At 67.1% G+C, this 23190-nt stretch carries 24 protein-coding genes; 4 read left to right on the forward strand and 20 right to left on the reverse strand.

Annotated features, from left to right (window positions below):
* Positions 1–21 precede the first annotated feature (21 nt).
* The 7 genes from trpA to BLA15945_RS14480 form a co-directional block, all read right to left on the reverse strand.
* Entirely contained in the window at positions 22–837 is an 816-nt protein-coding gene (trpA, locus tag BLA15945_RS14450; RefSeq protein ID WP_174992724.1) for a tryptophan synthase subunit alpha, read from the reverse strand.
* Between the two features lie 90 nt (positions 838–927).
* Positions 928–1779: a DNA-methyltransferase gene (locus tag BLA15945_RS14455; protein ID WP_059237233.1), complete on the reverse strand. Its 852-nt coding sequence runs from the start codon at positions 1777–1779 to the stop codon at positions 928–930.
* A gap of 9 nt (positions 1780–1788) precedes the next feature.
* Positions 1789–2982 carry a tryptophan synthase subunit beta gene (gene trpB, locus BLA15945_RS14460; RefSeq protein ID WP_059237234.1) on the reverse strand — a complete coding sequence of 398 codons (1194 nt, stop codon included), beginning with the start codon at positions 2980–2982 and terminating at the stop codon, positions 1789–1791.
* A gap of 54 nt (positions 2983–3036) precedes the next feature.
* On the reverse strand, positions 3037–3738 hold the full coding sequence (locus BLA15945_RS14465; RefSeq protein WP_059237235.1) for a phosphoribosylanthranilate isomerase: 702 nt from the start codon (positions 3736–3738) through the stop codon (positions 3037–3039).
* A complete protein-coding gene (gene truA, locus BLA15945_RS14470) occupies positions 3735–4550 on the reverse strand; it encodes a tRNA pseudouridine(38-40) synthase TruA (protein WP_059237236.1) in 816 nt (271 codons plus the stop codon). Before truA ends, BLA15945_RS14465 begins: the two co-directional genes overlap by 4 nt.
* The gene (locus tag BLA15945_RS14475; RefSeq protein ID WP_174992725.1) at positions 4547–6658 is read right to left on the reverse strand and encodes a FimV/HubP family polar landmark protein; all 2112 of its coding nucleotides are present in this window, start codon (positions 6656–6658) and stop codon (positions 4547–4549) included. The genes truA and BLA15945_RS14475 overlap by 4 nt, the downstream gene beginning before the upstream one ends.
* A 601-nt stretch (positions 6659–7259) precedes the next feature.
* Entirely contained in the window at positions 7260–7457 is a 198-nt protein-coding gene (locus BLA15945_RS14480; protein WP_155627210.1) for a hypothetical protein, read from the reverse strand.
* A gap of 26 nt (positions 7458–7483) precedes the next feature.
* On the opposite strand from BLA15945_RS14480, the gene flgE reads away from it, so the two are divergent.
* Positions 7484–8728, forward strand: coding sequence for a flagellar hook protein FlgE (gene flgE / locus BLA15945_RS14485; protein ID WP_059237238.1), 1245 nt, complete (start codon positions 7484–7486; stop codon positions 8726–8728).
* A 98-nt stretch (positions 8729–8826) separates the two neighbouring features.
* Here the strand turns inward: flgE and asd are convergent, their stop codons facing one another.
* From asd to BLA15945_RS14525, 8 genes are all read right to left on the reverse strand, one after another.
* Complete coding sequence (gene asd / locus BLA15945_RS14490; RefSeq protein WP_059237239.1) at positions 8827–9948, reverse strand: aspartate-semialdehyde dehydrogenase; 1122 nt, start codon at positions 9946–9948, stop codon at positions 8827–8829.
* Positions 9949–10033: 85 nt separating this feature from the next.
* Positions 10034–10153 (reverse strand): hypothetical protein, encoded by a 120-nt coding sequence (locus BLA15945_RS14495; RefSeq protein WP_006756675.1) that lies wholly within the window; start codon positions 10151–10153, stop codon positions 10034–10036.
* 110 nt (positions 10154–10263) lie between these two features.
* Positions 10264–11331 (reverse strand): 3-isopropylmalate dehydrogenase, encoded by a 1068-nt coding sequence (leuB, locus tag BLA15945_RS14500; protein WP_174992726.1) that lies wholly within the window; start codon positions 11329–11331, stop codon positions 10264–10266.
* A gap of 79 nt (positions 11332–11410) precedes the next feature.
* Positions 11411–12061: a 3-isopropylmalate dehydratase small subunit gene (gene leuD, locus BLA15945_RS14505; RefSeq protein ID WP_059237241.1), complete on the reverse strand. Its 651-nt coding sequence runs from the start codon at positions 12059–12061 to the stop codon at positions 11411–11413.
* A 67-nt stretch (positions 12062–12128) separates the two neighbouring features.
* Positions 12129–12275 (reverse strand): entericidin A/B family lipoprotein, encoded by a 147-nt coding sequence (locus BLA15945_RS14510; RefSeq protein ID WP_059237242.1) that lies wholly within the window; start codon positions 12273–12275, stop codon positions 12129–12131.
* Positions 12276–12278: 3 nt separating this feature from the next.
* Entirely contained in the window at positions 12279–13688 is a 1410-nt protein-coding gene (gene leuC, locus BLA15945_RS14515) for a 3-isopropylmalate dehydratase large subunit (RefSeq protein ID WP_059237243.1), read from the reverse strand.
* A 234-nt stretch (positions 13689–13922) separates the two neighbouring features.
* Positions 13923–14681 (reverse strand): Tat pathway signal protein, encoded by a 759-nt coding sequence (locus tag BLA15945_RS14520; RefSeq protein WP_174992727.1) that lies wholly within the window; start codon positions 14679–14681, stop codon positions 13923–13925.
* A gap of 32 nt (positions 14682–14713) precedes the next feature.
* Complete coding sequence (locus tag BLA15945_RS14525) at positions 14714–15535, reverse strand: hypothetical protein (protein ID WP_174992728.1); 822 nt, start codon at positions 15533–15535, stop codon at positions 14714–14716.
* Positions 15536–15901: 366 nt separating this feature from the next.
* Between BLA15945_RS14525 and BLA15945_RS14530 the strand changes: the two genes are divergently transcribed.
* Positions 15902–16222, forward strand: a complete 321-nt coding sequence (locus BLA15945_RS14530) for a cupin domain-containing protein (RefSeq protein WP_174992729.1) — start codon at positions 15902–15904, stop codon at positions 16220–16222.
* 121 nt (positions 16223–16343) lie between these two features.
* Entirely contained in the window at positions 16344–17069 is a 726-nt protein-coding gene (locus BLA15945_RS14535; protein WP_174992730.1) for a glutathione S-transferase, read from the forward strand.
* Between the two features lie 21 nt (positions 17070–17090).
* Here the strand turns inward: BLA15945_RS14535 and BLA15945_RS14540 are convergent, their stop codons facing one another.
* Positions 17091–17489 (reverse strand): hypothetical protein, encoded by a 399-nt coding sequence (locus tag BLA15945_RS14540; protein WP_059237248.1) that lies wholly within the window; start codon positions 17487–17489, stop codon positions 17091–17093.
* Between the two features lie 15 nt (positions 17490–17504).
* Positions 17505–18890, reverse strand: coding sequence for an MFS transporter (locus BLA15945_RS14545; protein ID WP_174992731.1), 1386 nt, complete (start codon positions 18888–18890; stop codon positions 17505–17507).
* A 201-nt stretch (positions 18891–19091) separates the two neighbouring features.
* Between BLA15945_RS14545 and BLA15945_RS14550 the strand changes: the two genes are divergently transcribed.
* Positions 19092–20006 carry a LysR family transcriptional regulator gene (locus tag BLA15945_RS14550; protein ID WP_059237250.1) on the forward strand — a complete coding sequence of 305 codons (915 nt, stop codon included), beginning with the start codon at positions 19092–19094 and terminating at the stop codon, positions 20004–20006.
* A gap of 94 nt (positions 20007–20100) precedes the next feature.
* On the opposite strand, the gene BLA15945_RS14555 is transcribed toward BLA15945_RS14550, so the two are convergent.
* The 3 genes from BLA15945_RS14555 to BLA15945_RS14565 all read right to left on the reverse strand — a co-directional run bounded on the left by BLA15945_RS14555 (position 20101) and on the right by BLA15945_RS14565 (position 23057).
* A complete protein-coding gene (locus BLA15945_RS14555) occupies positions 20101–21633 on the reverse strand; it encodes an amino acid permease (protein WP_174992732.1) in 1533 nt (510 codons plus the stop codon).
* Between the two features lie 102 nt (positions 21634–21735).
* Entirely contained in the window at positions 21736–22200 is a 465-nt protein-coding gene (locus BLA15945_RS14560; RefSeq protein ID WP_049028515.1) for an Lrp/AsnC family transcriptional regulator, read from the reverse strand.
* A 98-nt stretch (positions 22201–22298) separates the two neighbouring features.
* Complete coding sequence (locus tag BLA15945_RS14565; protein WP_059240762.1) at positions 22299–23057, reverse strand: dimethylarginine dimethylaminohydrolase family protein; 759 nt, start codon at positions 23055–23057, stop codon at positions 22299–22301.
* Positions 23058–23190 lie beyond the last annotated feature (133 nt).

Consider the following 23190-nt stretch of genomic DNA (forward strand, 5'->3'; position numbering starts at 1 on the left):
CGCCCGCTTCCTGTGTTGTGTTTATCGCGCCGTCTTGCCCGCGCCGTCCAGGGCGGCACGCAGCTCGGCGATGAAGGCCTTCAGCGCGGCGGCGGCAGCATCCGGCGCAGCGCTTTCGAGCAGCTGCACGAGGCGGCTGCCGATCACGACGGCGTCCGACACTTCGGCCACCGCGCGCGCCGTTTCGGCGTCGCGGATACCGAAGCCGACGCCCACCGGAACCGGCACGCGCGACTTGATGGCCGGGATTTTACCCGCAATGCTCGAAACATCCAGATTTCCCGCACCGGTCACCCCCTTGAGCGACACGTAATACACGTAGCCGCTCGCGATCTTGCCGACGTCGGCGATGCGTTCGTCGGTCGACGTGGGCGCGAGCAGGAAGATCGGATCGATCTGCGCGGCACGCATCTTTTCGGCGAATACGCCCGCCTCTTCCGGCGGATAGTCGACGACCAGCACGCCGTCGACGCCGGCCGCGTGCGCCTCGGCCGCGAACGCGTCGACGCCCATCCGTTCGATCGGGTTCGCATAGCCCATCAGCACGACGGGGGTTTTAGGGTCGGTCTCGCGAAAACGCTTCACGTCGGCCAGCACGCTCTTGAGCGTGACGCCGCGCGCGAGCGCGCGCTCCGACGAGCGCTGGATCACCGGGCCGTCGGCCATCGGGTCCGAGAACGGCACGCCGAGTTCGATCACGTCCGCGCCGCCGGCGGCGAGCGCGTGCATGAATTCGACGGTTTTCGCGGGATCGGGGTCGCCGGCCGTGATGAACGGGATCAGGCCCTTACGGCCTTGTTCGGCGAGCGCGGCGAAGGTTTGCTGAATACGGGACATGGCAATTTTCCTGTGTCGATCCGGAGTTGGCGCTTCAGCGCTTACTCCGGACCCATACAAAGTTAGAGTTCGGCGATGCGGCGGCGCGATTCACGCGCACGCCGGCGCAGCGAGCGCGTTCACGCGCTCGTGCGCGATCGCACAATAACTTTCGTTGATCTCGTAGCCGACGAAGTTGCGCCCCTGCCGTGCGCAGGCCACCGCGGTCGTGCCGCTGCCCATGAACGGATCGAGCACGCGGCCGCCCGGCGGGCAGCTTGCGAGCACCATCCGCTCGATGATTTCCAGCGGCTTCTGGGTCGGATGATCGACGCGCTCCGCGTGCTGCCGGTGCAGGCGCGAGACCGACCAGACGTCCTTCGGGTTGTAGCCCATCTCCAGCCACTTGCTGCCTTCGAACAGCTTGCGCGAGCGGGCCTTCTTCGTATCGGCGTCGTACGGGATGCGGACCGGATCGAGATCGAAGTAATACGCCTTGGAAACCGCGAAAAAGCCGATGTTGTCGTGCACCGACGTGAAACGGCGCGTCGTGCCGCCCATGCTCGGCACGCGCCGGTCCCAGATGATCTCGTTGACCATCGTGAGCTTCGTCTTCAGGAAACTGAAGATTTCCGGCGCGTACTGCCACGTGCAGAAGATGTACATCGACCCGCTCGGCTTCAGCTTCGGAATCGCGAGCTCGAGCCACTCGCGCGTCCACGCGAGGAAATCGTCGCCCGAACGCTTGTCCGAGTCGTTGCCGTAGTCCTTGCCGAGCCCGTACGGCGGATCGGCGACGATCAGGTCGATCGACGCATCCGGCAGGTGCGCGGCATCGGTCAGGAAATCGCGGTTATGCAGTTCGATCCCGGACGGCAGCGCGCGCGGCACCGCGACGGCGGGCTGAACCGCCTCCGCCTCGCTCGCGGCACCGCCGCCCGGTTCTTCGATCAGGTCACGCATCGGTCGGGGTCAGAGGTCGATACCCGATCGCTCGGCGACCGTGTGCATGTCCTTGTCGCCACGGCCCGACAGGTTGACGAGCAGGATCTTGTCCTTCGGCAACGTCGGCGCGAGCTTCACGCCATACGCGATCGCGTGGCTCGACTCGAGCGCGGGAATGATCCCTTCGATCCGGCAGCAATCGTGGAATGCCTTCAGCGCTTCGTCGTCGGTGATCGGCACGTACTGCGCGCGGCCGCTGTCCTTCAGCCATGCGTGTTCGGGGCCGACGCCCGGATAGTCGAGACCTGCCGACACCGAATGCGTCTCGATGATCTGGCCGTTGTCGTCCTGCAGCAGGTACGTGCGGTTGCCGTGCAGCACGCCCGGGCTGCCGGCGATCAGCGATGCCGCGTGATGGCCGGTGTCGAGGCCGTCGCCGGCCGCTTCGACGCCGATCAGCTGCACCGACGTGTCGTCGATGTACGGATAGAAGATGCCCATTGCATTCGAGCCGCCGCCGACGCAGGCGATCACCGCGTCGGGCTGCCGGCCCGCGAGTTCAGGCATCTGCACCTTGCACTCGTCGCCGATCACGCGCTGGAAGTCGCGCACCATCATCGGGTACGGGTGCGGGCCCGCCACCGTGCCGATGATGTAGAACGTGCTTTCGATGTTCGTGACCCAGTCGCGCATCGCCTCGTTCAGCGCATCCTTCAGCGTGCGCGAGCCCGACTCGACCGGCACGACCGTCGCGCCGAGCAGCTTCATCCGGTACACGTTCGCGGCCTGCCGGCGCACGTCTTCGGCGCCCATGTAGACGATGCACTCCATCCCGAAGCGCGCGCAGATCGTCGCGGTTGCAACGCCGTGCTGGCCGGCGCCCGTTTCCGCGATCACGCGCTTCTTGCCCATGCGCTTCGCGAGCAGCGCCTGGCCGATCACGTTGTTGATCTTGTGCGCGCCCGTGTGGTTCAGGTCTTCGCGCTTCAGGTAGATCTGCGCGCCGCCCAGCATCTCGCTCCAGCGCTGCGCGTGATAGATCGGCGACGGACGGCCGACGAAATACTTCAGTTCGCGCTCGTACTCGGCGACGAAATCGGGGTCGTTCTGGAATTTTTCATACGCCGCGCGCAGTTCGTCCAGCGCGTGAATCAGCGTCTCGGCGACGAACACGCCGCCATACGGGCCGAAATGGCCGCGATCATCAGGAAGGTTGTACATGGTGTCTCTCTCGATCGGTCGGCGCGCCCCGCTTGTCAGGCCGCACCGCTTGCATCACCGGGCGTCCGCTTCGCGCACCGCGCGTACGAACGCCGCCATCCGGGCGTGGTCCTTCACGCCCTTTGCGCCCTCCACTTCGATGCCACTCGAGACATCGACAGCAAACGGACGCAGCTGGCGGATCGCATCACCGACGTTTTGCGCGCTCAAGCCACCACTCAAAACGGCCCGATGCGCGAGCTCTGCGGGAATAAGAGACCAATCGAAGACCTTGCCGCTACCGCCGTAATCCGGCACCAGGGTGTCGAACAGGAGGCCGCGCGCTTTCGAATAATGAAGTGCCGATTCTACCAAATCGGACGGCTGCGTCGAGGGGCCGACGCGCACCGCGCGCAGCCACGGCAGCCGTGCCGCGCGACCGAGCGCATCGCACTGCCCGGGTGTCTCGTCGCCGTGGAACTGCAGCACCGTCAGCGGCACGTCGCGCACGACGGCCTCGATCTCGGCTTCGGTCGCATTCACGAACAGCCCGACCACCGACACGAACGGCGGCGCGAGGCTCGCCAGCTCGGCCGCCTGCGCGATGGTCACCGCCCGCGGGCTCTTCGGATAGAACACGAGGCCGATCGCGTCGGCGCCGAGCGCCGCCGCGTGCAGCACGTCCTCGGGACGCGACAGCCCGCACAGCTTGATGCGCGTGCGCGGCGCCAGGCCGGTCGCGGCGGAAGTCGGGGAAGACACGGCGTGATCCGTCATGATTGAGGGTCCAGATCGGCCCAGACGCTGCTCCACGGCACGCTGCCGAGCTGCGCGGGCGGGACGGCGAATTCCGCCGGGTAGCCGACGTGGGCGAGGTACAGCCCGTCGGCCATGAAAGTGGGCGCCGCGAGATTGCGGTCGCGCCCGGCCAGCACGTCGGCGAGCCAGTCGGCCGGATAGCGGCCGCGCCCGACCGCGACGAGACAGCCCATCAGGTTGCGCACCATGTGATGCAGGAACGCGTTGGCGCGGAAGCGGAAATGGATGAAATGCCCGTCGCGCCGCACGTCGATCCGATACAGGTGTTTGACCGGTGTCTTCGACTGGCATTCCGACGACCGGAACGACGAGAAGTCGTGCTCGCCGATCAGGTGCGCGGCGGCGGCGCGCATCGCATCGTCGTCGAGCGGCGTGTGGATCCAGCCCGCACGACCGGCCAGCATCGGCGAGCGCACGGGATGCACGTACAGCGCGTAGTAATAGGTGCGCTCGAATGCCGAGAACCGGGCGTGGAACGTGTCCGGCATCGGCTTCGCCCATTGCACCGACACGGTCGACGGCAGGAACGCGTTGGTGCCGCGCACCCACGAGAACACCTCACGGTCGAGGTCGGTGTCGAAGTGCACGACTTGCCCGAGCCCGTGCACGCCGGTGTCGGTCCGCCCGGCCACCGTCGTGTGCAGCGGCACCCGCGCGAACTCGGCCAGTGCATGTTCGAGCCGGTCCTGTACGGTCTTGCCGTGCGGCTGCGCCTGCCAGCCGCAAAACGCCGCACCGTCGTACTGGACACCCAGCGCGATCCGCTTCACGCCTCGTCCGCCAGTTTCGCGAGCAGCGCACGCGCGTCGTCGCGCGTCGCGGTGTCGTTCGCGTCGACCACTTCCTGCAGCAGCGTCCGCGCGCCGGACAGGTCGCCCAGTTCGACGTACTCCGACGCGAGATCGAGCTTGTTGCGCGCAATGCGGGCGAGCTCGTCCGGCGTGAGCGCAGGCAGCGCGGCGCCCGGCGCGGACGGCAGGTCGAGATCGAAATCGAGCTTCAACGCGCCGAACTGCGCGCCGCCGAGCGGCGGCAGCGACGACGTCGCGAGCGGGCTGCCCGCGTGGCCGGCAGGCGTCGCCGCGTCCGGATCCCAGTCGAACTCGTCGTCCTGATCGGCCGGATGTTCCAGGGCCGCATCGTTCGAGCCAATCGGCAGGTGCTGGGCGGATTGACCGTTAGTTGCAATTTTCTCGGCGTCGAACTGCCCTGCCCGCGCGGACAGCTCGTCCGGCGTCAACGCCGGTTCGTCCATCGCGCGCGGCGGCAGCGGCATGTCGAGACTGTTGAGCGCGCTGATCGCGTTCTGCATCAGCGTCGCGTGCTGCGCTTCGGTCACGGAAGGCGTGGCGGGTACGGCGCTCCGCTCGGCCTGCTCGGCCTGCTTGTCCACGGCAGCGGCTTGTTCTGCCTGATCCGCGTCATGCGGCGCCGAAGCCGGAACCGCCTCGTTCGCAGGCGATACCGCAGCGTGGGCAGACGGCAAGTCGAGCGGCTCGTCGTGCGTCGTCACTTCGGACGCAGGCGATACATCCGCCGCAGGCGGCTCGATCGTCTCGGCTGCTGCGGCAGTCGCCGCGGCGAGGTTCATGTCGGAAGCCGCGTCGCGCGCGACCGGCATTTCGGGCTGGATCGGCAGTTCGCGTTCGACGGGCGGCGCGGCTTCCGCAGCCGCGGCGCCACCCGTTGCAACAGCGGCAACCGCCGCCCCCTCATCACCCGATTGCCGGCCTTTCCGGCGCTTGCGCCACGCAAAGCCGGCCGCGAGGACGATCACGGCCGCACCGGCCACGGCGGCCGGGCGCCAGTCCATCTGCTCGGTACGGCGGGCGGGCGTCGCAACCGGGGCGACAGGAGCGGCCGGCTGCGCAGAAGCCGATGCCGGTTGCGGCGCGCTGGCGGCCGCACCCGACGCGGCTTCGCCTGCCGTCGATGCAGCGGCCGGCGCACCCGTGTCGTTCGCGGCCGGACGCGGTGCGGCGGGCACCGGCGCGGGCGCAGGCGCGACGCCGGTCGTCGTAGCCTGCTTGCCGATGCCGTGCTTCTGCAACTCCATCAGCACACGATTCTTCAGCGCCAGCAATTGCTGCAGGCTCGACGGGCGCGGTTGCGACGCGCCCGTGGCAGGCGCCGCGCCGGCCGGTTCGTGCACACCCGAAACCTGGCTGCCCGGCATCGACTGAACCGCGGCCTCGCTCGCGGACGACGGCGCCGACTGAATCGCACCGCTCCAGACATGCGGCCCGCTTGCACCCGCGGCAGGCGCCGCCGGCGTGCTTTCGACGGCCGATGCACCATGCGCGGCCGAGACGCCGATCGAAGCCGACGCCCCCGCAGCCGTCGCAACACTCGCACCGCTCACCGGCGCCGCATGCACGGCCGGCACCGGCGGCGCGGACTGCACGGCCGAGCCGGGATGCGGCGCGGATGCGCCATGCTGCGCGAGCGCCGCCCCGCCCGATGCGGCGGCGGGTGCGGAAGCGGCCTCCGCGCCGGAGGCAGCGGCGGCGCCAGCCGGCACGAGCGCCGCGCCGGTCGCGTCGAGCGCGGGCACGGTCAGCGTCGCGCCGACTTTCAGGCGGCTCGCGTCGCGCTTCATGAACGCCTGCGGATTGGCGTCGAACAGTGCGCGACCGGCGCGCGCGAGCACGCCGGGATCGTGCGATTGCGTCGCCGCTTTCGCGATGTCGTTCAGCGACTGGCCAGGCTGGACCGTCACGGTAAGCGGTGCGGCGGCGCCGGCAGCGGAGGACGCCGGCAGTTCGCCGGCGCCGGCCGCCCAGGCCGATGCAGCTGCGCCGAGCGCCAGGATCGCCAGCGCGCCACGCACGGCGCGCGACAGACGGGACTGACGCGGAAACAAGGAAATTCGGGACATCGTTGGCTCTATCGCCGCGCGCGGGCGCGGCTCGGATTCGCGGTTGGAAGCGTCAATAAAGTTGCCGCAGAAATGCAAAAGCGTCGCGCGGAACGCGACGCTTTCGGCGGGTCTGTGCGTCGTAACCGCGTAGTTTACTTCACGCGCTCACGTTCGGGCCGAATTCCTCGCCGGCAGGTGCAACCGGCGCGATCAGGCGTCCGGGCCGCCCGGTCCGCACGCGGCATGCCGCATGCCGCAGCCTGTGCACCGGATCGGCCTGATCGCGCCCGCATCCATTGCCGGAAGCCGTCGCGGCAGCATCGCCCGCCGGCCCGGACGACGCGGCTTGCCGGCGTTCACCGCACATCGGCCGGAGGGCCAGGGCGGCAGAATCGGGACGCGTTCGCTCAACAATTCGCGCCGCCTGCCGTTAATGGATTAACAGCCGGAAATCAAAAAAATCCCGACCGGCCGCCAATTTCATTCCAATCCATTTCAATTCACCGATAAGAAGGCAATTCTCCTCTCTTATCGGCGAAATGAAGATTTCCCCCGCTAAACCCCCGCCCCATAAGGCTTTCAGCCGATACCACACGACCCTTTGCTCATACAGAAGCGGTCATTTCTTCACCAATTCAATTACATTACACAAAATTACACAGATCAAATAATTGCCGTCGCTAGGATCGTCTTCAAACAGGAATCGGCACATTTCGACCTTCGTGCCTGCACATGCCGGAAAGGCGGGAGCACGATCGGCCGGGCTGATGCCGTGAAGTGCCAGAGGGTCATCGCGCAGTCGCACGACTGCATTCACTCACCAGCTCGTTACGGGGATCGAACATGGGCTATCAGCAGGGTTTGAGCGGGTTGGCCGGCGCGTCGAGCAATCTCGACGTGATCGGCAACAACATCGCGAATGCAAACACGGTTGGCTTCAAGCAGGGGCGCGCGCACTTCGCCGACATGTACGCGAATTCAGTCGCGACGTCGGTCAACACGCAGATCGGCATCGGCACACACCTCGCATCGGTGGAACAGAATTTCAGCCAGGGGTCGATCAATTCGACGAAGTCGTCGCTCGACGTTGCCATCAACGGCAACGGCTTCTTCCAGATGTCGAACAACGGCGTGACCACCTACTCGCGCGACGGCACGTTCCACCGCGACAAGAACGGCGCCATCGTCGACGCGCAAGGCCGCAACCTGATGGGCTATGCGGCAGGCGCGGGCGGCGTGATCAACACCGCGCAGACCGTGCCGCTGCAGGCGCCGACCAACAACATCGCGCCGCGCGCGACGAACAAGATCACCGGCCAGTTCAACCTGAACTCGCAGGACAAGGTGCCGGCCAAGACGCCGTTCAACGCGAGCGACAACACCACGTACAACTACAACTCGTCGATCCAGGTCTACGACACGCTCGGCGGCTCGCAGCAGGTCACGATGTACTTCGCGAAGAGTGCTGCCGGCACGTGGCAGGCCTACGCGGGCGTGCAGGGCCAGACGCCGACCAACCTCGGCACCGTCACGTTCGACGCGTCGGGCCGGATCAGCTCGACGACGTCGGCCGCGACCGGCCAGCCGACGCCGAGCCTCGGCCAGTTCGCGTTCTCGATCCCGAACACGACGGGCGGCGCGAACCCGCAGAACCTGACGCTCGACCTCGGCGGCACCACGCAGTACGGCGGCAAGGACGGCGTGACCAACCTCGCGCAGGATGGCTTCGCGAGCGGCACGCTGACGACGTTCTCGATCGGCACCGACGGCAAGCTGACCGGCAACTACTCGAACGGCCAGAGCGCGGTGCTCGGCCTGATCGCGCTCGCGAACTTCAACAATCCGAACGGGCTCGTGAACATCGGCGGCAACCAGTATGCGGAAAGTGCCGCATCGGGCGTCCCGCAGATCTCCGCGCCGGGCAGCACGAATCACGGCACGCTGCAGGGCAGCGCGCAGGAAAACTCGAACGTCAACCTGACGACCGAGCTCGTGAACCTGATCACTGCGCAGCGCAATTACCAGGCCAACGCGCAGACGATCAAGACCCAGCAGGCGGTCGACCAGACGCTGCTGAACCTGCGCTGATCCACGCATGAAAACGCGCCGCGCCAGCCTCGAATCTCGAGGCCGGCGCGGCGCGTCGTCATGTGCCGCCCGGCCCGCAGGCCGGGCCGGCAGCGTACTTACTTGTCGAGCAGGATGCGCAGCATGCGGCGCAGCGGCTCGGCCGCGCCCCACAGCAGCTGGTCGCCGACCGTGAACGCCGACAGGTACTCGCCGCCCATCGCGAGCTTGCGCAGGCGGCCGACCGGCACCGTCAGCGTGCCCGTGATCTTCGCCGGCGACAGGTCGCGCATCGACGCTTCACGCTCGTTCGGCACGACCTTCACCCAGTCGTTCGCCGACGCGAGGATGCCGTTGATCTCGTCGAGCGGCACGTCCTTCTTCAGCTTGATCGTCAGCGCCTGCGAGTGGCAACGCATTGCGCCGATCCGCACGCACAGCCCGTCGACCGGGATCGAACCCGGCTCGCCCATCGCCGGCTTGCCGAGGATCTTGTTGGTTTCCGCGCCGCCCTTCCACTCTTCCTTCGACATCCCGTTGCCGAGATCCTTGTCGATCCACGGAATCAGCGAGCCGGCCAGCGGCACGCCGAAGTGGCTCGTCGGCATCGCATCGCTGTTCATCGCGGCCAGCACGCGGCGGTCGATGTCGAGGATCGCGGAAGCCGGATCGGCAAGCTGTTCCTGCACCGCGCCGTTCAGCGCGCCCATCTGCGACAGCAGCTCGCGCATGTTCTGCGCGCCGGCGCCCGATGCGGCCTGGTAGGTCATCGCCGTCATCCAGTCGACCAGGTTCTCGCGGAACAGGCCGCCGAGCGCCATCAGCATCAGGCTGACCGTGCAGTTGCCGCCGACGAAGTTCTTCGTGCCCTTGACGAGCGCGTCCTTGATCACGTCGAGGTTGACCGGATCGAGGATGATCACCGCGTCATCCTTCATCCGCAGCGACGATGCCGCGTCGATCCAGTAGCCGTTCCAGCCGGCCGCGCGCAGCTTCGGGAACACGTCGTTCGTGTAGTCGCCGCCCTGGCACGTGATGATCACGTCGCACTTCTTCAGCTCGTCGACGTTGGTCGCGTCCTTGAGCGTAGTCTCGTTTTTCGCGAACGACGGCGCTTTGCCGCCCGTGTTGCTGGTGCTGAAAAACACCGGTTCGATCAGGTCGAAATCGCCCTCTTCCTGCATGCGCTGCATCAGGACGCTGCCGACCATGCCGCGCCAACCTACGAGACCTACGTTCATGACTAACCCTTTGCTTTGAATGGAGCTTCCCCGCCATTTCCGTCCCCGCGTGACCGCGCGGGGAAACAGGCGGGCACGACGGCGATCAGCGTTTAATGATCGTTTTCGTGGTAATGGTTTTCGTGATGACGATGGCGCGCGCACCCGCACGGGCAGTGTTGCCGTGGAGTTTCAGGACCGGGGAGATCAGGGAAATCAGCGCCATCGTTCGAGTCTACACAAAGCCGGTGGCCCGCACAACGGCCAACCGTGGGCGAACCGGCCGATTTTCGCGGCCCGTTCGCGCCCTTTCTACACTATCGGTGCCGCATCGCGTTACAGCGCCGCGACCACCGCGTCACCCATCGCCGTCGTGCCGACCTGCCGGCAGCCCGGCGTGGCGATGTCGCCCGTACGGTAACCCTGCTCGAGCACCGTTTTCACCGCGCGCTCGATACGATCGGCCTGCTCCGCACGATTCAGCGAGTAGCGCAGCATCATCGCAGCCGACAGGATCGTTGCGAGCGGGTTGGCAATGCCCTTGCCCGCGATGTCCGGCGCCGAACCGTGCGACGGCTCGTACAGACCCTTGTTGTTCTTGTCGAGCGACGCCGACGGCAGCATGCCGATCGACCCCGTCAGCATCGACGCTTCGTCCGACAGGATGTCGCCGAACATGTTGCCCGTGACGATCACGTCGAACTGCTTCGGCGCCTTCGCGAGCTGCATCGCCGCGTTGTCGACGTACATGTGCGACAGCTCGACGTCCGCGTATTCCTTCGACACGTCGATCATGATGTCGCGCCAGAACTGCGACGTTTCGAGCACGTTCGCCTTGTCGACCGACAGCAGCTTCTTCGCGCGCTTGCGGGCGGCCTGGAACGCGACGTGCGCGATGCGGCGCACTTCCGGTTCCGAGTAGCGCATCGTGTCGAAGCCTTCGCGCTCGCCCGCGAACGGGCCGTCCGGTGCAGCGCGCACGCCGCGCGGCTGGCCGAAGTAGATGTCGCCGTTCAGTTCGCGCACGATCAGGATGTCGAGGCCCGCGACGAGCTCGGCTTTGAGCGGCGACGCATCGACGAGCTGCGGATAGCAGATCGCCGGGCGGAAGTTCGCGAACAGCTCGAGATGCTTGCGCAGCCCGAGGATCGCCTGCTCGGGGCGCAGCGCGCGCTCGAGCGAGTCGTACTTCCAGTCGCCGACCGCGCCGAACAGGATCGCGTCGGCTTCCTTTGCGAGCGCCAGCGTCGCGTCGGGCAGCGGATGGCCGCTCGCCTCGTAGCCCGCGCCGCCGACCGGCGCCTGTTCGAGTTCGAACGTCTCGTCGAGTGCGTTCAGCACCTTCACGGCTTCATTGACGATTTCCGGACCGATGCCGTCGCCGGGCAGCACTGCAATCTTCATGCGAAATTCCTGACTGGGTAGGTGGTTATGGAGGCAGGCCGGCGAACGCGCCGCCGGCGCGCCCGCCCGAAAGGCACGATCAGCCGACCAGCTTGGTGTTGAGCCACGGCTGCTTGACGAGCCGCTCGGCTTCGAACTGGCGGATCTTGTCCGCGTGGCGCAGCGTGAGGCCGATGTCGTCGAAGCCGTTCAGCAGGCAGTACTTGCGGAACGCGGCGATCTCGAACGGATACTCGCGGCCGTCACCCGAACGCACGACCTGTGCGTCGAGGTCGATCGTCAGTTGAAAGCCGTTGAACGCAACCGTCTCGTTGAACAGGTGATCGACCTGCTGCTCGGTCAGCACGATCGGCAGCAGACCGTTCTTGTAGCAGTTGTTGAAGAAGATGTCCGCGAAGCTCGGCGCGATGATCGCGCGGAAGCCGTACTGCTGCAGCGCCCATGGCGCGTGCTCGCGCGAGCTGCCGCAACCGAAGTTCTTGCGTGCGATCAGCACCGACGCGCCCTGGTAACGCGGCTGGTTCAGCACGAAGTCGGGATTCAGCGGGCGCTTCGAGTTGTCCTGGCCCGGCTCGCCGTGATCGAGGTAACGCCATTCGTCGAACGCATTCGGACCGAAGCCCGTGCGCTTGATCGACTTCAGGAACTGCTTCGGGATGATCGCGTCGGTGTCCACGTTCTCGCGATCGAGCGGCGCCACGACGCCGGTATGTACAGTGAATTTTTCCATGATCCGTCTATCCGGTTGAAGGGCCGGCACGCGGCCGGCACACATCGACAAATTCTCGGTGGCAGTGTCAGTCCGCGGCGCGCTGAAGCGCGTTGCCCGCGGCGTTGACGTCCTCGCCGAAGCCTCGGACGGTATTGCAGCCCGCGAGGCCGAAGCCCAGCCCCGCCAGCGCCAGCGCGGCAACCAGCCGCGCGATGACCTTCGATACCGTCACGCGTTACCCCAGCTGGCGAATGTCGACGAAGTGGCCTTCGATCGCCGCGGCTGCCGCCATCGCGGGGCTCACGAGGTGCGTGCGGCCGCCCGCGCCCTGCCGGCCCTCGAAGTTGCGGTTCGACGTCGACGCGCAACGCTCGCCCGGATCGAGCCGGTCGGCGTTCATCGCGAGGCACATCGAGCAGCCCGGTTCGCGCCATTCGAAGCCGGCGTCCGTGAACACCTTGTCGAGCCCTTCGCGCTCGGCCTGCGCCTTCACGAGGCCCGAACCCGGCACGACCATCGCGAGCCGCACGTTCGATGCGATGCGACGGTTCAGCTTCTTCACGACGTACGCGGCCGCGCGGATATCTTCGATCCGTGCGTTCGTGCACGAGCCGATGAAGATCTTGTCGACCTTGATCGATTCGATCGGCGTGTTCGGCTCGAGCGCCATGTACGCCAGCGCGCGCTCCATCGCGTCGCGCTTGACCGGATCCTTCTCGCGCTCGGGATCGGGCACGCGACCGTCGATCGACGTGACCATTTCCGGCGACGTGCCCCACGTGACCTGCGGGACGATCTCGGCTGCATTCAGCTCGACCACGCGGTCGAACTGCGCGCCGTCGTCCGACTTGAACTGGCGCCAGTATTCGACGGCCTGGTCCCATTCCGCGCCGGTCGGCACGAACGGACGGCCCAACAGGTAATCGATCGTCGTGTCGTCGACGGCGACCATGCCCGCGCGCGCGCCGGCTTCGATCGCCATGTTGCAGACGGTCATGCGGCCTTCCATCGTCAGCGCGCGGATCGTCGAGCCGCCGAATTCGATTGCGTAGCCCGTGCCGCCTGCCGTGCCGATCTTGCCGATGATCGCGAGCACGATGTCCTTCGCGGTACAGCCGCGCGGCAGTGCGCCCTCGACCTTCACGAGCATGTTCTTGCTCTTCTTCTGCAGCAAGGTTTGGGTGGCGAGCACGTGCTCGACTTCCGACGTGCCGATGCCGTGCGCGAGCGCGCCGAACGCGCCGTGCGTCGACGTGTGCGAATCGCCGCACACGATCGTCATGCCCGGCAGCGTCGCGCCCTGCTCCGGCCCGATGATGTGGACGATGCCCTGGCGCACGTCGTTCATCTTGAACTGCGTGATGCCGAACGCATCGCAGTTCGCGTCGAGCGTATCGACCTGCAGCTTCGAGACGGGATCGGCGATGCCGTGGCTGCGGTCCGTCGTCGGCACGTTGTGGTCCGACACGGCCAGGTTCGCGCTGATGCGCCATACCGGACGCTGCGCGATCTTCAGCCCTTCGAACGCCTGCGGGCTCGTGACTTCGTGCAGCAGCTGACGGTCGATATAGAGCAGGGTCGTGCCGTCTTCCTCGGTGTGGACCACGTGGGTGTTCCACAGTTTGTCGTAGAGAGTCTGTGCCATGGGTATGCGGGGTCGTTGTGACTACAAGCCTTGCGGATGGAGTCGATTATGCCACGCAGTGCGCGTCGCGGCGCAGGCCGGACGCGAAAAAACCCATTAAAAACAGTGGTTTGGCTGGTAGTGCCAATACCTGTATCGGCATTACCCGGCAAAACGGGGCACGCACGATCCGGCGGGCGGCGATCGCGCAAACGCGTCGCCCGGATCCCGCGCCGTGCCCCGCGGCCGGCGGCGTCAGCCGTTCGGGTACTCGCGGTTGATCAGGTCGAGCCGCAGCATCGCGAGCTGCATGCCGGCGTTGCTCAGCAGGTAGAGATCGCGCCGCCGCATGGCCGGCATCTGCGCGGCCGTATCGTAGAGCGACGGCAGCGCGAAGGCAGCCGGCACCGCCGCCTGCATCCCCGCCGCATTCGACACGCGCACGGCGAGCGACGCCTGATCCAGATGCGTGACGACGCCGACCTTGCCGGGCGCCGAGGCCGAGCCGGCCTGTTTGACGATCGCGGCGGCGACGCCGTCGGGCGTCGGTATCGGGCTGCCGGCGGCCACGGCAGGTGTCGCGATCGACGTCACGCCGGCCGTCAGGCCGTATTTCGATGCGAGCACGCTCGCGATCTCCTGCTGCGCGAAGACCGGCGCCGTGACCTTCTGCCGAAGCTGGAACACGGCGTCGGCAATCGCCTCGTTGACGGGACCCGGCACCGGTGCGGCGGCCGATGCGCCGGCACGACTGCCAAAGCTGAACGCGACAATCGTATTGATGGCGGCCACGGCGACGGTCGGCGGCGTCCACGAGAAAAACGTGTCGAGCAGATAGCCGGTTTCGTCGGTGGCGGTCGCGCGATCGTTCAGTTCGTTCGTCAGCTTGCCGAGCATCTGGCGCTGCAGTTCCGCATCGGAAACGGGGGCATCGCTCGCGAAAGCGGGCACCGCGGCGGCGCACGATGCGGCGAGCAAGGAAGTGGAAGCCAGGAAATGGCGGCGGTTCGTCATGGTCACGGAATTCGAATGGGAAACGGAAGGCATCAGCCCTTCGGGAACGCCTGCATCGTCGCGGTCATCGCGCGCGTCAGCATCTGCGCATACATGTCGTGCACGAGGTAGAGGCTGCGGTTGCGCGTCCACGGCTGGCCCGACTGCGGGTCGTACGTCGTCGGCAGCGGCACCTCGGCAACCGCAGCCGCCTTCATGCCCGCCTGCTGCGACGTCTGGATGCAGCGCTTCGCGTGATCGCGATGGCCGACCACCGCGACGGTGCCCATCGCCGTCGCGCCGCCCGCGCGTGACACGGCCACGGCCGCGACGCCCGCCGTGCTCAGGTACACGATCGAGCCGTCGTTCGCGATCACCGGTTCGACCGACGACAGCACGTCGGCGCCCATCCCGTATTTCGACACGAGGAAACGCGCGATTTCCCACTGCGCATAGACCTTGACGGGCTTCAGCTGACGGATGCGGTACACGGCATCCGCGAGCGCTTCGTTCACGGGCCCCGGATCGGGCAGCGCCGACTGGTTGCCGCCGGTGCTCGACGTGTTGCCGCTCGCCGCGTTCGGACGGTTGCCGAAGCTGTATGCGACGATCGCGCCGATCTGCGCGGCCGGCACCGTCGGCAGGTCCCACGTGAAGCCGACGTCGGTCAGCGCCGGTACGATCGCGTTGACCGTCGCCGCATCGCCGAGCTGGGCGTTCAGTTTCGCGGACATTTGCGCGGCGAGCGCGCTGTCGGCGATCGGCACCGGCGTGACGTCGTCGCCCCCGCATGCGCTCAGCAGTGACGAGGCCACGACGGCTGGCGCGGCGGCGAGGAATTTTCTTCGGGACGAAGCCGGGGAATGCTGACTCATGAGCACGATACGCAATGATGCGAATGACGACCGTGCCTGAGGACAGGCAGGGTCAACGCCATTCGCAGGGGTCAAGGGGAAAGGCAATCGGGCAACCGCGCGCGAACCGGAATCGCGGTGCGCCACCGATCGACGAAGCGCGATCCTAGGCGGCGTTGGTTAAATTGCGGTGAAAGCGTCGGCTGAATCCGCTCGATCGCCGCGCCGTTTCGCCGGCGGACGATTTTGTTTCACATGCGGTGAGCGAGCCGCCTGCCTGTTTCGCCGGTGGAGCGCTCGCGACAGGCACGGGGTTTCGATGTCGCGACACCCGCGCTACGATGGCGCAACACACGTCCCCACGATCCGGACCCGGAGCCCACCACGATGAAGCTCGGCCTGAACGAATCGCTCGCGCGCCTCGACGACGAAGGCTCGCTGTTCACGACACTGTTTCGCCACGGCACGCTCGACGTCGAGCTGTACCGGCCGCGCGTCGAGGACCTGCAGACGCCGCACTCGCGCGACGAGGTCTACGTGATCGCGACCGGCACGTCGCGCTTCGTCGTCGACGGCCGCGAATGCGACGTCGCGGCCGGTGACACGCTATTCGTCCCCGCCTGCGCGGCGCATCGCTTCGTCGGCTTCTCCGACGATTTCTCGACCTGGGTGTTCTTCTACGGCCCGGAAGGCGGCGAGCGCGCGTGACGCACGATGCGCGCGGCGCTTTTCCTGCGATCGCCTAGACTGTCTATTCGCAACGGGCGGCGCACGGCCGCCCGGTCGTCACGATGCCGGCAGCATCCGGTTCAACGAACAGGAAGACAGCATGCGATATGCACTCTATTACTGGCCCGAGATCCAGGGTCGCGGCGAGTACGTGCGGCTCGCGCTGGAGGCAGCCGAGGCCGACTATGTCGACGTCGCGCGCGAGTCGGGGCGCGGGATGGGCGTACCGGCAATGATGCGCATGATGAACGGCACGCAGGCCGAATGCGTGCCGTTCGCGCCGCCATTCCTGAAGGCCGGCGACGTGGTCGTCGGGCAAACGGCGAACATCCTGCTGTTTCTCGGCGCACGGCTCGGGCTCGCGCCCGACGACGAGGCCGGCCGCCTGTGGGTACACCAGCTCCAGTTGACCGTCGCCGACTTCGTCACCGAGATCCACGACACGCATCACCCGATCGCCAGCGGCCTGTACTACGAGGACCAGAAGGCGGAAGCGGCCGAGCGCGCGGCCGATTTCCTCGAGAACCGGCTACCGAAATTCCTCGGTTACTTCGATCGCGTGCTCGGACAGAATCCGCACAGGAGCGGCTATATCGCGGGCAGTGCGCTGAGCTATGCGGACCTGTCGATATTCCAGATCGTCGAGGGCCTGCGCTATGCGTTTCCGAAAGCGATGAAGCGCGCGGAGCGGAACATCCCGGCGCTCGTTGCGCTGCATGATCGCGTCGCGCAGCATCCGCCCGTCGCGCGCTATCTCGAATCGGAACGCCGCATCCCGTTCAACGACATGGGGATCTTCCGGCACTATCCGGAGTTGGACGCATAGCGGCGCGGCGAGCGCTCGGGCTTATGCGGCGACCGCTGTCTCGTGCAGATGACGCCACGCGATCAAGCCATCGGCCTCGCGCCGGAACATGGCCGTCGAGCGCCGCACCGTGCGCCGCCCTTCTCCGTCGGTTTGCGTCTCGCGATAGCCGATCGCCGCGCCGTCGGACCACACGGCAAGCGCGCGCAATTCGTCGATGCCGATCACCAGCCCGGGACGCGCGCCGTGCCCATGTGAAAACAGCGCATCGACGCCTGCGTAATCGAGCACCGTGCCCGACATCGTTATCATCGAAAATTCCGGTGAAAAGCGCGCCATCAGCGTCGCGAGCCGCTCGCGGCCCGCACGGCCGGACAGCCAGCATTCGATGTCGGCGACGGTATCGACGACTTCCTTGAAAAACGGATTCGGCAGATTCATACGGCTCTCAGGTTCTCAATAGTGGGATGAAACGGGTTGCGCGACCGGCGCGCGGTGCCCGGGCAGCCGGGCGATCAGGCCGAGCGGCAGCAACGTCAGCAGCGCCGCCAGCCCGAAGCACCACCGGTACGGCGCGAGCGGCGGGCCGCCCGCATCGAACGCCAGCAACGCGTTGAGCGCGCTGCCAAGCACGGCCACGCCGATGCAAAAGCTCAATTGGCGATTGATGTTCCACAGCGCACTCGCGTCGCCCATCCGCTCCGCCGGCACCCCGGTGAACGCCGCGCTTTGCGACGTGCTCGTGCACAGGCTCGCGCCGTACCCCATCGCGACGAACGCCACGATACGCACGGCTTCGACGCTCGCCCACGGCGTCGCGAGCAGCGCGATGCCGACACAATCGATCGCGATCCCGCACACGAACAGCGGCTTCGCGCCATGGCGAGGAAAACAGCGGCGTGTCGTCGCGATCGCGAAGAACGCCGCGATTGCCCACGGCAGCATCAGCGCGCCGGCATGCGCGGCGCTCAACCCGAGCGCGTTCTGCAGGTAGAGCGACGCGACGAGATTGACGCCCGTGAAGATGCCCGGCACGCACAGATAGACCGCGACACCAGTGCGCAGCAACGGTTGCGCGAGCAGGCTCAGGTCGAGCACCGGCGACGCGGCACGACGCGCATGCCACACGTAACCGGTACCGGCGGTCACCGCGATCGCCAGCATCGCAAGCGGAAAGGCCGCGCCGCCGGGCTGCCCCGCCGCGGTCAGCCCGAGCAGCAACGCGACGAGCGCCGCGGCGCTCAGGCCAAGCCCCGGCAGGTCCAGACGCGGCGGCCGCCCGTGCGCACCGGCGCGCGGCAGCCAGGCACACGCAAGCGCGCAGGTCGCGGCTGCAACCGGCACCATCGCGAAGAAAATCGCGCGCCACGACCCGCGATCGACGATCGCACCGCCGATCGCGGGCGACAGTGCCGGCACGAGCAGCGCGACCATCATCACGATCGACGTGAGCCGAGCGTGCGCGTGCGGCGGATACGCTCGATAGGTCATCGTCTGTCCGACCGGAATCAGCAGCCCGCCGCCGAGCCCCTGGACCAGCCGCGATGCCAGCAGCGCTTCAATTGACGGTGCCGCGCCGACGGCGGCGCTGCCGAGCGCGAACAGCAGCAACGACGCGACGAATACGCGACGCTCGCCGCAGCGGCGCGCCAGCCACGTGCCGAACGGAATCACGACGGTCAGGCCGAGCACGTACATGTTGCCGACCCACGCGAGCTGCGCGACCGACGCGTGCAGTTCGCGCTGCAGTGCCGGATAGGCGGCGTTCAGCATGAACATGTTCGCGAGATCGATCGCGAATCCGAGCAGGTAGACGACGGCAATTCTGGAACGGTCTGGCATGGTGCGGCCGGGACATCACGAAACGCCGCAGTGTAGAAGCCGGCAACCGCATCCGTAAGCGGCCGGATTCGACCAGTCCGGTCGAAAAATTTTGACAATCGGCGCGCGCCCGGGCAGCCCGATGCATGACGCTCCGCACGCGACCGCACATTCGGGTACCCTTCGAGCGATCCCACGCACAGACAGGACCCACGACTCGACATGGTGAGCCTCGATCGTTTCGTCGTGTTCCGTGCCGTCGTCGAAGCCGGCTCGTTCACGGCCGCCGCGACTGCACTGAACCAGGCCCGCGCGGCCGTCAGCTTCAACATCAAGCAGCTCGAGGCGGAGCTCGGCGTCACGCTGCTCACGCGGACGACCCGGCGCGTCGAGCTGACCGATGCCGGCGAGCGCTTCTACCAGCGCTGCCTGCGCGTGCTCGACGAAGCCGAAGGCGCGATCGACGACGCGCGCGGCGAACATGGCGGGATGGAAGGCATCCTGCGCGTGACGTCGACGGTCGAATATGCGGCACGCGTACTCGCACCGGCGCTGCATGCGTTTACCGCGCGTCATCCCGCGTTGCGCGTGCGGCTCGACACGCATACGTCGCAGGCCGATCTCGTGCGCGACCGCTTCGACGTCGCGATCCGGCTCGGACGCCACGAGCATTTTCGCGACCTCCCCTATCGCGGCATCTGTCTCGCCACCTACGACGTGCTTCCCGTGATGGCGCCCGGGCTGCCTGCGCGGGCCGGCGTGCCGCAACCGGCATCGCCTGACGATCTGGCGCGCCTGCCGCAGCTCGGGCACAGCCGGCTCGAGCGGATCGCCGAATGGGCACTCACCGACCGCGCAGGCCGCGAGCATGCATTCCGGCCTCGCACGAAGCCCCACATCGTCGTCGACAACGCATCGGTCTTGCGTGAACTCGCGCGGCAAGGCAGTGGCGTCGCGCTGCTGCCCGAATGGCTCGTACACGACGATCTCGAAAGCGGTGCACTGGTCGACGCGCTGCCCGCGTACCGGTTTCCGCAACAGAACGTCTATGCGCTGTACGTCGCGACACGGCACGTGCCGCAGAAAGTGCGCGCGTGGGTCGATTTCATGAAGGCGCAGTTGAAGCCCGCGCGCTGAGCGCGCCATTCGCGCGTCGCCGCCCGGGGGCCTGAAGCAATGCCGGCCGCGCAATGCGGCCGGCTCCCGTTACAGCGCTGTCACCCGCGGGCAGTCAGTGCGGCTGCCCGTGCTGCCCGGCCGCTGCGTCGACGGCCTCGACCGAGCGCGTCAGCCACGGCCCGATGTCCATCTCCTCATAGCGCACGAGCCGGCTCTTGCGCACGCGGCGATACGCCCACCAGATCGCGACGAACAGCGGAATCCACACATAGATCGACAGCACTTCCATCCAGTCGACGCGGGCCGCGAAGAACGCCTGGTAATCCTGGCCGAGCGAAATCACGATGCAGATCGCGATCGCGAACAGCGGCCCGAACGGGAACCACTTCGCGCGGTACGGCAGCTGGTCGAGCCGGTAGCCCTGCTTCAGGAAGCCCTTGCGGAACCGGTAATGGCAGACCGCGATCCCGAGCCACGCGATGAATCCCGTGATGCCGACCGTATTCAGCAGCCACAGATAGATACTCTGATTGTTGGTCAGCGACGTGAGGAAGCACAGCCCGCCGACCGCCATCGTCGCGTACAGCGCGTTGCGCGGCACGCCGCCCGGCGACAGCGTCGCGAACATCGCCGGCGCGCGTCCTTCCGCTGCGAGGTTGTACAGCATCCGCGTCGCCGCATAGGTGCCGGAATTGCCGGCCGACAGCACGGCCGTCAGGATCACCAGGTTCATCGCACCGGCGGCAAGCGGAAAGCCCGCGTGGCTGAACACCAGCGTGAACGGGCTCACGCCGATGTCGGTCACGTCGCTCTTCAGCAGGTTCGGGTCGGTGTACGGCACGAGCAGGCCGATCACGAAGATCGCGAGCACGTAGAACAGCATGATCCGCCAGAAGATCTGCTTCACCGCGCGCGGGATCGTCTTGCGCGGGTTTTCCGATTCGCCGGCCGTGATCCCGACCAGCTCGGTGCCGAGGAACGAGAAGCCCGCGATCAGCGCGACGCTCATCATCGCGTGCACGCCGCCGACGAACGGCGCGTCGCCCGTCGTGAAGTTGCGCCAGCCGACCGGATGCCCGGTGCCGAGCACGCCGGCCGCGATCAGCAGCCCGGCCGCGACGAACGCGATCACGGTGACGACCTTGATCAGCGAGAACCAGTATTCCGATTCACCAAAGCCGCGCACCGACAGCGTATTGAGCAGGAAGATCAGCACGAGAAAGCCCGCGCCCCACCACACGCCCGGCACCGACGGAAACCAGTAGCGCATCACGATCTGTGCGGCGACCAGTTCGATCGCGATCGTCACGGCCCAGCTGTACCAGTAGGTCCAGCCAAGCGCGACGCCGAAGCCTTCGTCGACGTACTTCTCGCCGTAGATCGCGAACGAGCCCGACACCGGCATCAGCGCCGCCATCTCGCCGAGCCCGGTGACGACGAAGTAGACCATGATCCCGATCGCGAGATACGCGGCGATCGCACCGCCCGGCCCCGCCTGCGCGACCGACGCGCCCGACGCGACGAACAGCCCCGTGCCGATCGAGCCGCCGATCGCGATCATCGCGATGTGGCGGCCCTGCAGACGGCGCTTGAGCGCCGTCCCGGACGGCGCGGCCGTCTCCGCTGCCGCTTGCATAGCATCCATAGTGTTCACCCTGATTGGATCCGGGTCAGCCAATTCGATTCGGAATGCAAATCGATTGCCCGGGTCATTCGCCTCGGAACCGGCCCTGTCCGGCCGGTTGTCTCACACGACGCTGCGCTTGATTGCCTGCAGTTCGGCCGTCGTCACGATCTTCTCGATCCGGAATCGCGGGCTTTCCAGCCACACGTTCGCGATGCGCCGGTACTCGTCGAGATCCTCGCACGCGAGTCGCACCAGAAAATCGAACGTGCCGCTGACGAGCCAGCAATCGAGCACGGCCGGATTCGCGCGCATTTCGTCCTCGAACGGCGCCTGCGAACGCCCGTGGTCGGCCAGCACGATCTGCGCGATCACGACGATCGGCTTGGTCGCGCGCGGCGCCTTGATCACCGCGCGGTAGCCTTCGATCACGCCGAGCGCCTCGAGCCGCTCCACGCGCGCCTGGCAGGGCCGCGGCGTGAGGTTCACGCGCTCCGACAGCTTCCGGTAGGAAATCCGCCCGTCGGTACGCAGGATGTCGAGGATCCGGAGATCGATCTTGTCGAGCTGCATCTTCTTGTCGGTCATCCGCGTTCGCTCCGGTCGGATCGTGGCTGGTGCGCGGAACGTCTCCATTTCCGCGCGGGGGCCACATTATCCGGCCGAAGCGGCCGCGCGCCAATCGGCTAGAACCGCAGCGACAGGCAGGTCAGGCCGCCGTCCATCTTGCGGAACTCGCTCGTATCGATCACGTGCAGCGGCAACCCGAGCGGCGCGATCGCGTCATGGACGCGCGGATAACCGGCCGGCGTGATCAGCGTGCCGTTCACGCGCAGCGTGTTGCCCGCGTATTCGTCGGCAGCGGAGATCGCGATCCGGCGATAGTCGGCGAATGCCGGATGCGCGGCCAGCGCCTCGGTCACGAGCAGCGTGTCGTCGCCGAGCGCGTTGACGACCGACTTCAGGTGCAGGCCGGCGCCGACCGGCACCGCGACGACCGAGTAGCCATAGCGTGACACCAGCGCGTCGAACGCGGCGATGCCTTCGGCATCGGTGCGGCCCGTCAGGCCGATGAAGAAGCGCTTGCCGACCAGCATCACGTCGCCGCCGTCGAGACGGCCGTCCTGCATCGGCAGCAGGTCGCGGTGCGCGGCGAGCGCCGCTTCGATATGCACCGTCTCGCCGCGCCGTGCAGGTGCGCCGGGGCGCGTGATCACCGCGAATTCAGGCGTCACGACCGCAACGTCCTCGACGAAATGCGAATCGGGGAATCCGTCCAGCGGCGGCAGCTCGGTCAGCTCGACGCCGAGTGCGCGCAGCGCGTCGCAATACGCGTGGAACTGCGTGAGCGTCTTGTCGTAGTCGGGCGCGCCGAGTTCGGCGGTGGTCAGGCCCGCGCCGCAGGACGGTGCGGGACGGCGAACGATCGCTTGCGTGAATTGCATCGACTCCTCCATGGTCTGCGCCGCACCCGTGCGGCGCACGGGCCAGCGGCGTTGTGTCCGGACCATTATCGGAAGCCAAATTGCGCAATTCGTGTCGATTTCGGCTGCGCTGACAGCCGATTGCGTCGAATTG

Source organism: Burkholderia arboris (assembly GCF_902499125.1).
Lineage (GTDB): Bacteria > Pseudomonadota > Gammaproteobacteria > Burkholderiales > Burkholderiaceae > Burkholderia > Burkholderia arboris.

What these genes read in the sequence shown, in the direction of transcription:
- BLA15945_RS14475 (WP_174992725.1), bottom strand. Translation starts at nt 6,658, where the DNA reads ATGTCCCGAATTTCCTTGTTTCCGCGTCAGTCCCGTCTGTCGCGCGCC.
- BLA15945_RS14455 (WP_059237233.1), bottom strand. Translation starts at nt 1,779, where the DNA reads ATGCGTGACCTGATCGAAGAACCGGGCGGCGGTGCCGCGAGCGAGGCG.
- BLA15945_RS14540 (WP_059237248.1), bottom strand. Translation starts at nt 17,489, where the DNA reads ATGAATCTGCCGAATCCGTTTTTCAAGGAAGTCGTCGATACCGTCGCC.
- BLA15945_RS14530 (WP_174992729.1), top strand. Translation starts at nt 15,902, where the DNA reads ATGAAGCTCGGCCTGAACGAATCGCTCGCGCGCCTCGACGACGAAGGC.
- BLA15945_RS14520 (WP_174992727.1), bottom strand. Translation starts at nt 14,681, where the DNA reads ATGACGAACCGCCGCCATTTCCTGGCTTCCACTTCCTTGCTCGCCGCA.
- BLA15945_RS14550 (WP_059237250.1), top strand. Translation starts at nt 19,092, where the DNA reads ATGGTGAGCCTCGATCGTTTCGTCGTGTTCCGTGCCGTCGTCGAAGCC.
- BLA15945_RS14465 (WP_059237235.1), bottom strand. Translation starts at nt 3,738, where the DNA reads ATGACGGATCACGCCGTGTCTTCCCCGACTTCCGCCGCGACCGGCCTG.
- BLA15945_RS14495 (WP_006756675.1), bottom strand. Translation starts at nt 10,153, where the DNA reads ATGGCGCTGATTTCCCTGATCTCCCCGGTCCTGAAACTCCACGGCAAC.
- leuB (WP_174992726.1), bottom strand. Translation starts at nt 11,331, where the DNA reads ATGAAGATTGCAGTGCTGCCCGGCGACGGCATCGGTCCGGAAATCGTC.
- trpA (WP_174992724.1), bottom strand. Translation starts at nt 837, where the DNA reads ATGTCCCGTATTCAGCAAACCTTCGCCGCGCTCGCCGAACAAGGCCGT.
- BLA15945_RS14555 (WP_174992732.1), bottom strand. Translation starts at nt 21,633, where the DNA reads ATGGATGCTATGCAAGCGGCAGCGGAGACGGCCGCGCCGTCCGGGACG.
- BLA15945_RS14560 (WP_049028515.1), bottom strand. Translation starts at nt 22,200, where the DNA reads ATGACCGACAAGAAGATGCAGCTCGACAAGATCGATCTCCGGATCCTC.
- flgE (WP_059237238.1), top strand. Translation starts at nt 7,484, where the DNA reads ATGGGCTATCAGCAGGGTTTGAGCGGGTTGGCCGGCGCGTCGAGCAAT.
- trpB (WP_059237234.1), bottom strand. Translation starts at nt 2,982, where the DNA reads ATGTACAACCTTCCTGATGATCGCGGCCATTTCGGCCCGTATGGCGGC.
- BLA15945_RS14535 (WP_174992730.1), top strand. Translation starts at nt 16,344, where the DNA reads ATGCGATATGCACTCTATTACTGGCCCGAGATCCAGGGTCGCGGCGAG.
- BLA15945_RS14545 (WP_174992731.1), bottom strand. Translation starts at nt 18,890, where the DNA reads ATGCCAGACCGTTCCAGAATTGCCGTCGTCTACCTGCTCGGATTCGCG.
- leuC (WP_059237243.1), bottom strand. Translation starts at nt 13,688, where the DNA reads ATGGCACAGACTCTCTACGACAAACTGTGGAACACCCACGTGGTCCAC.
- BLA15945_RS14525 (WP_174992728.1), bottom strand. Translation starts at nt 15,535, where the DNA reads ATGAGTCAGCATTCCCCGGCTTCGTCCCGAAGAAAATTCCTCGCCGCC.
- asd (WP_059237239.1), bottom strand. Translation starts at nt 9,948, where the DNA reads ATGAACGTAGGTCTCGTAGGTTGGCGCGGCATGGTCGGCAGCGTCCTG.
- BLA15945_RS14565 (WP_059240762.1), bottom strand. Translation starts at nt 23,057, where the DNA reads ATGCAATTCACGCAAGCGATCGTTCGCCGTCCCGCACCGTCCTGCGGC.
- leuD (WP_059237241.1), bottom strand. Translation starts at nt 12,061, where the DNA reads ATGGAAAAATTCACTGTACATACCGGCGTCGTGGCGCCGCTCGATCGC.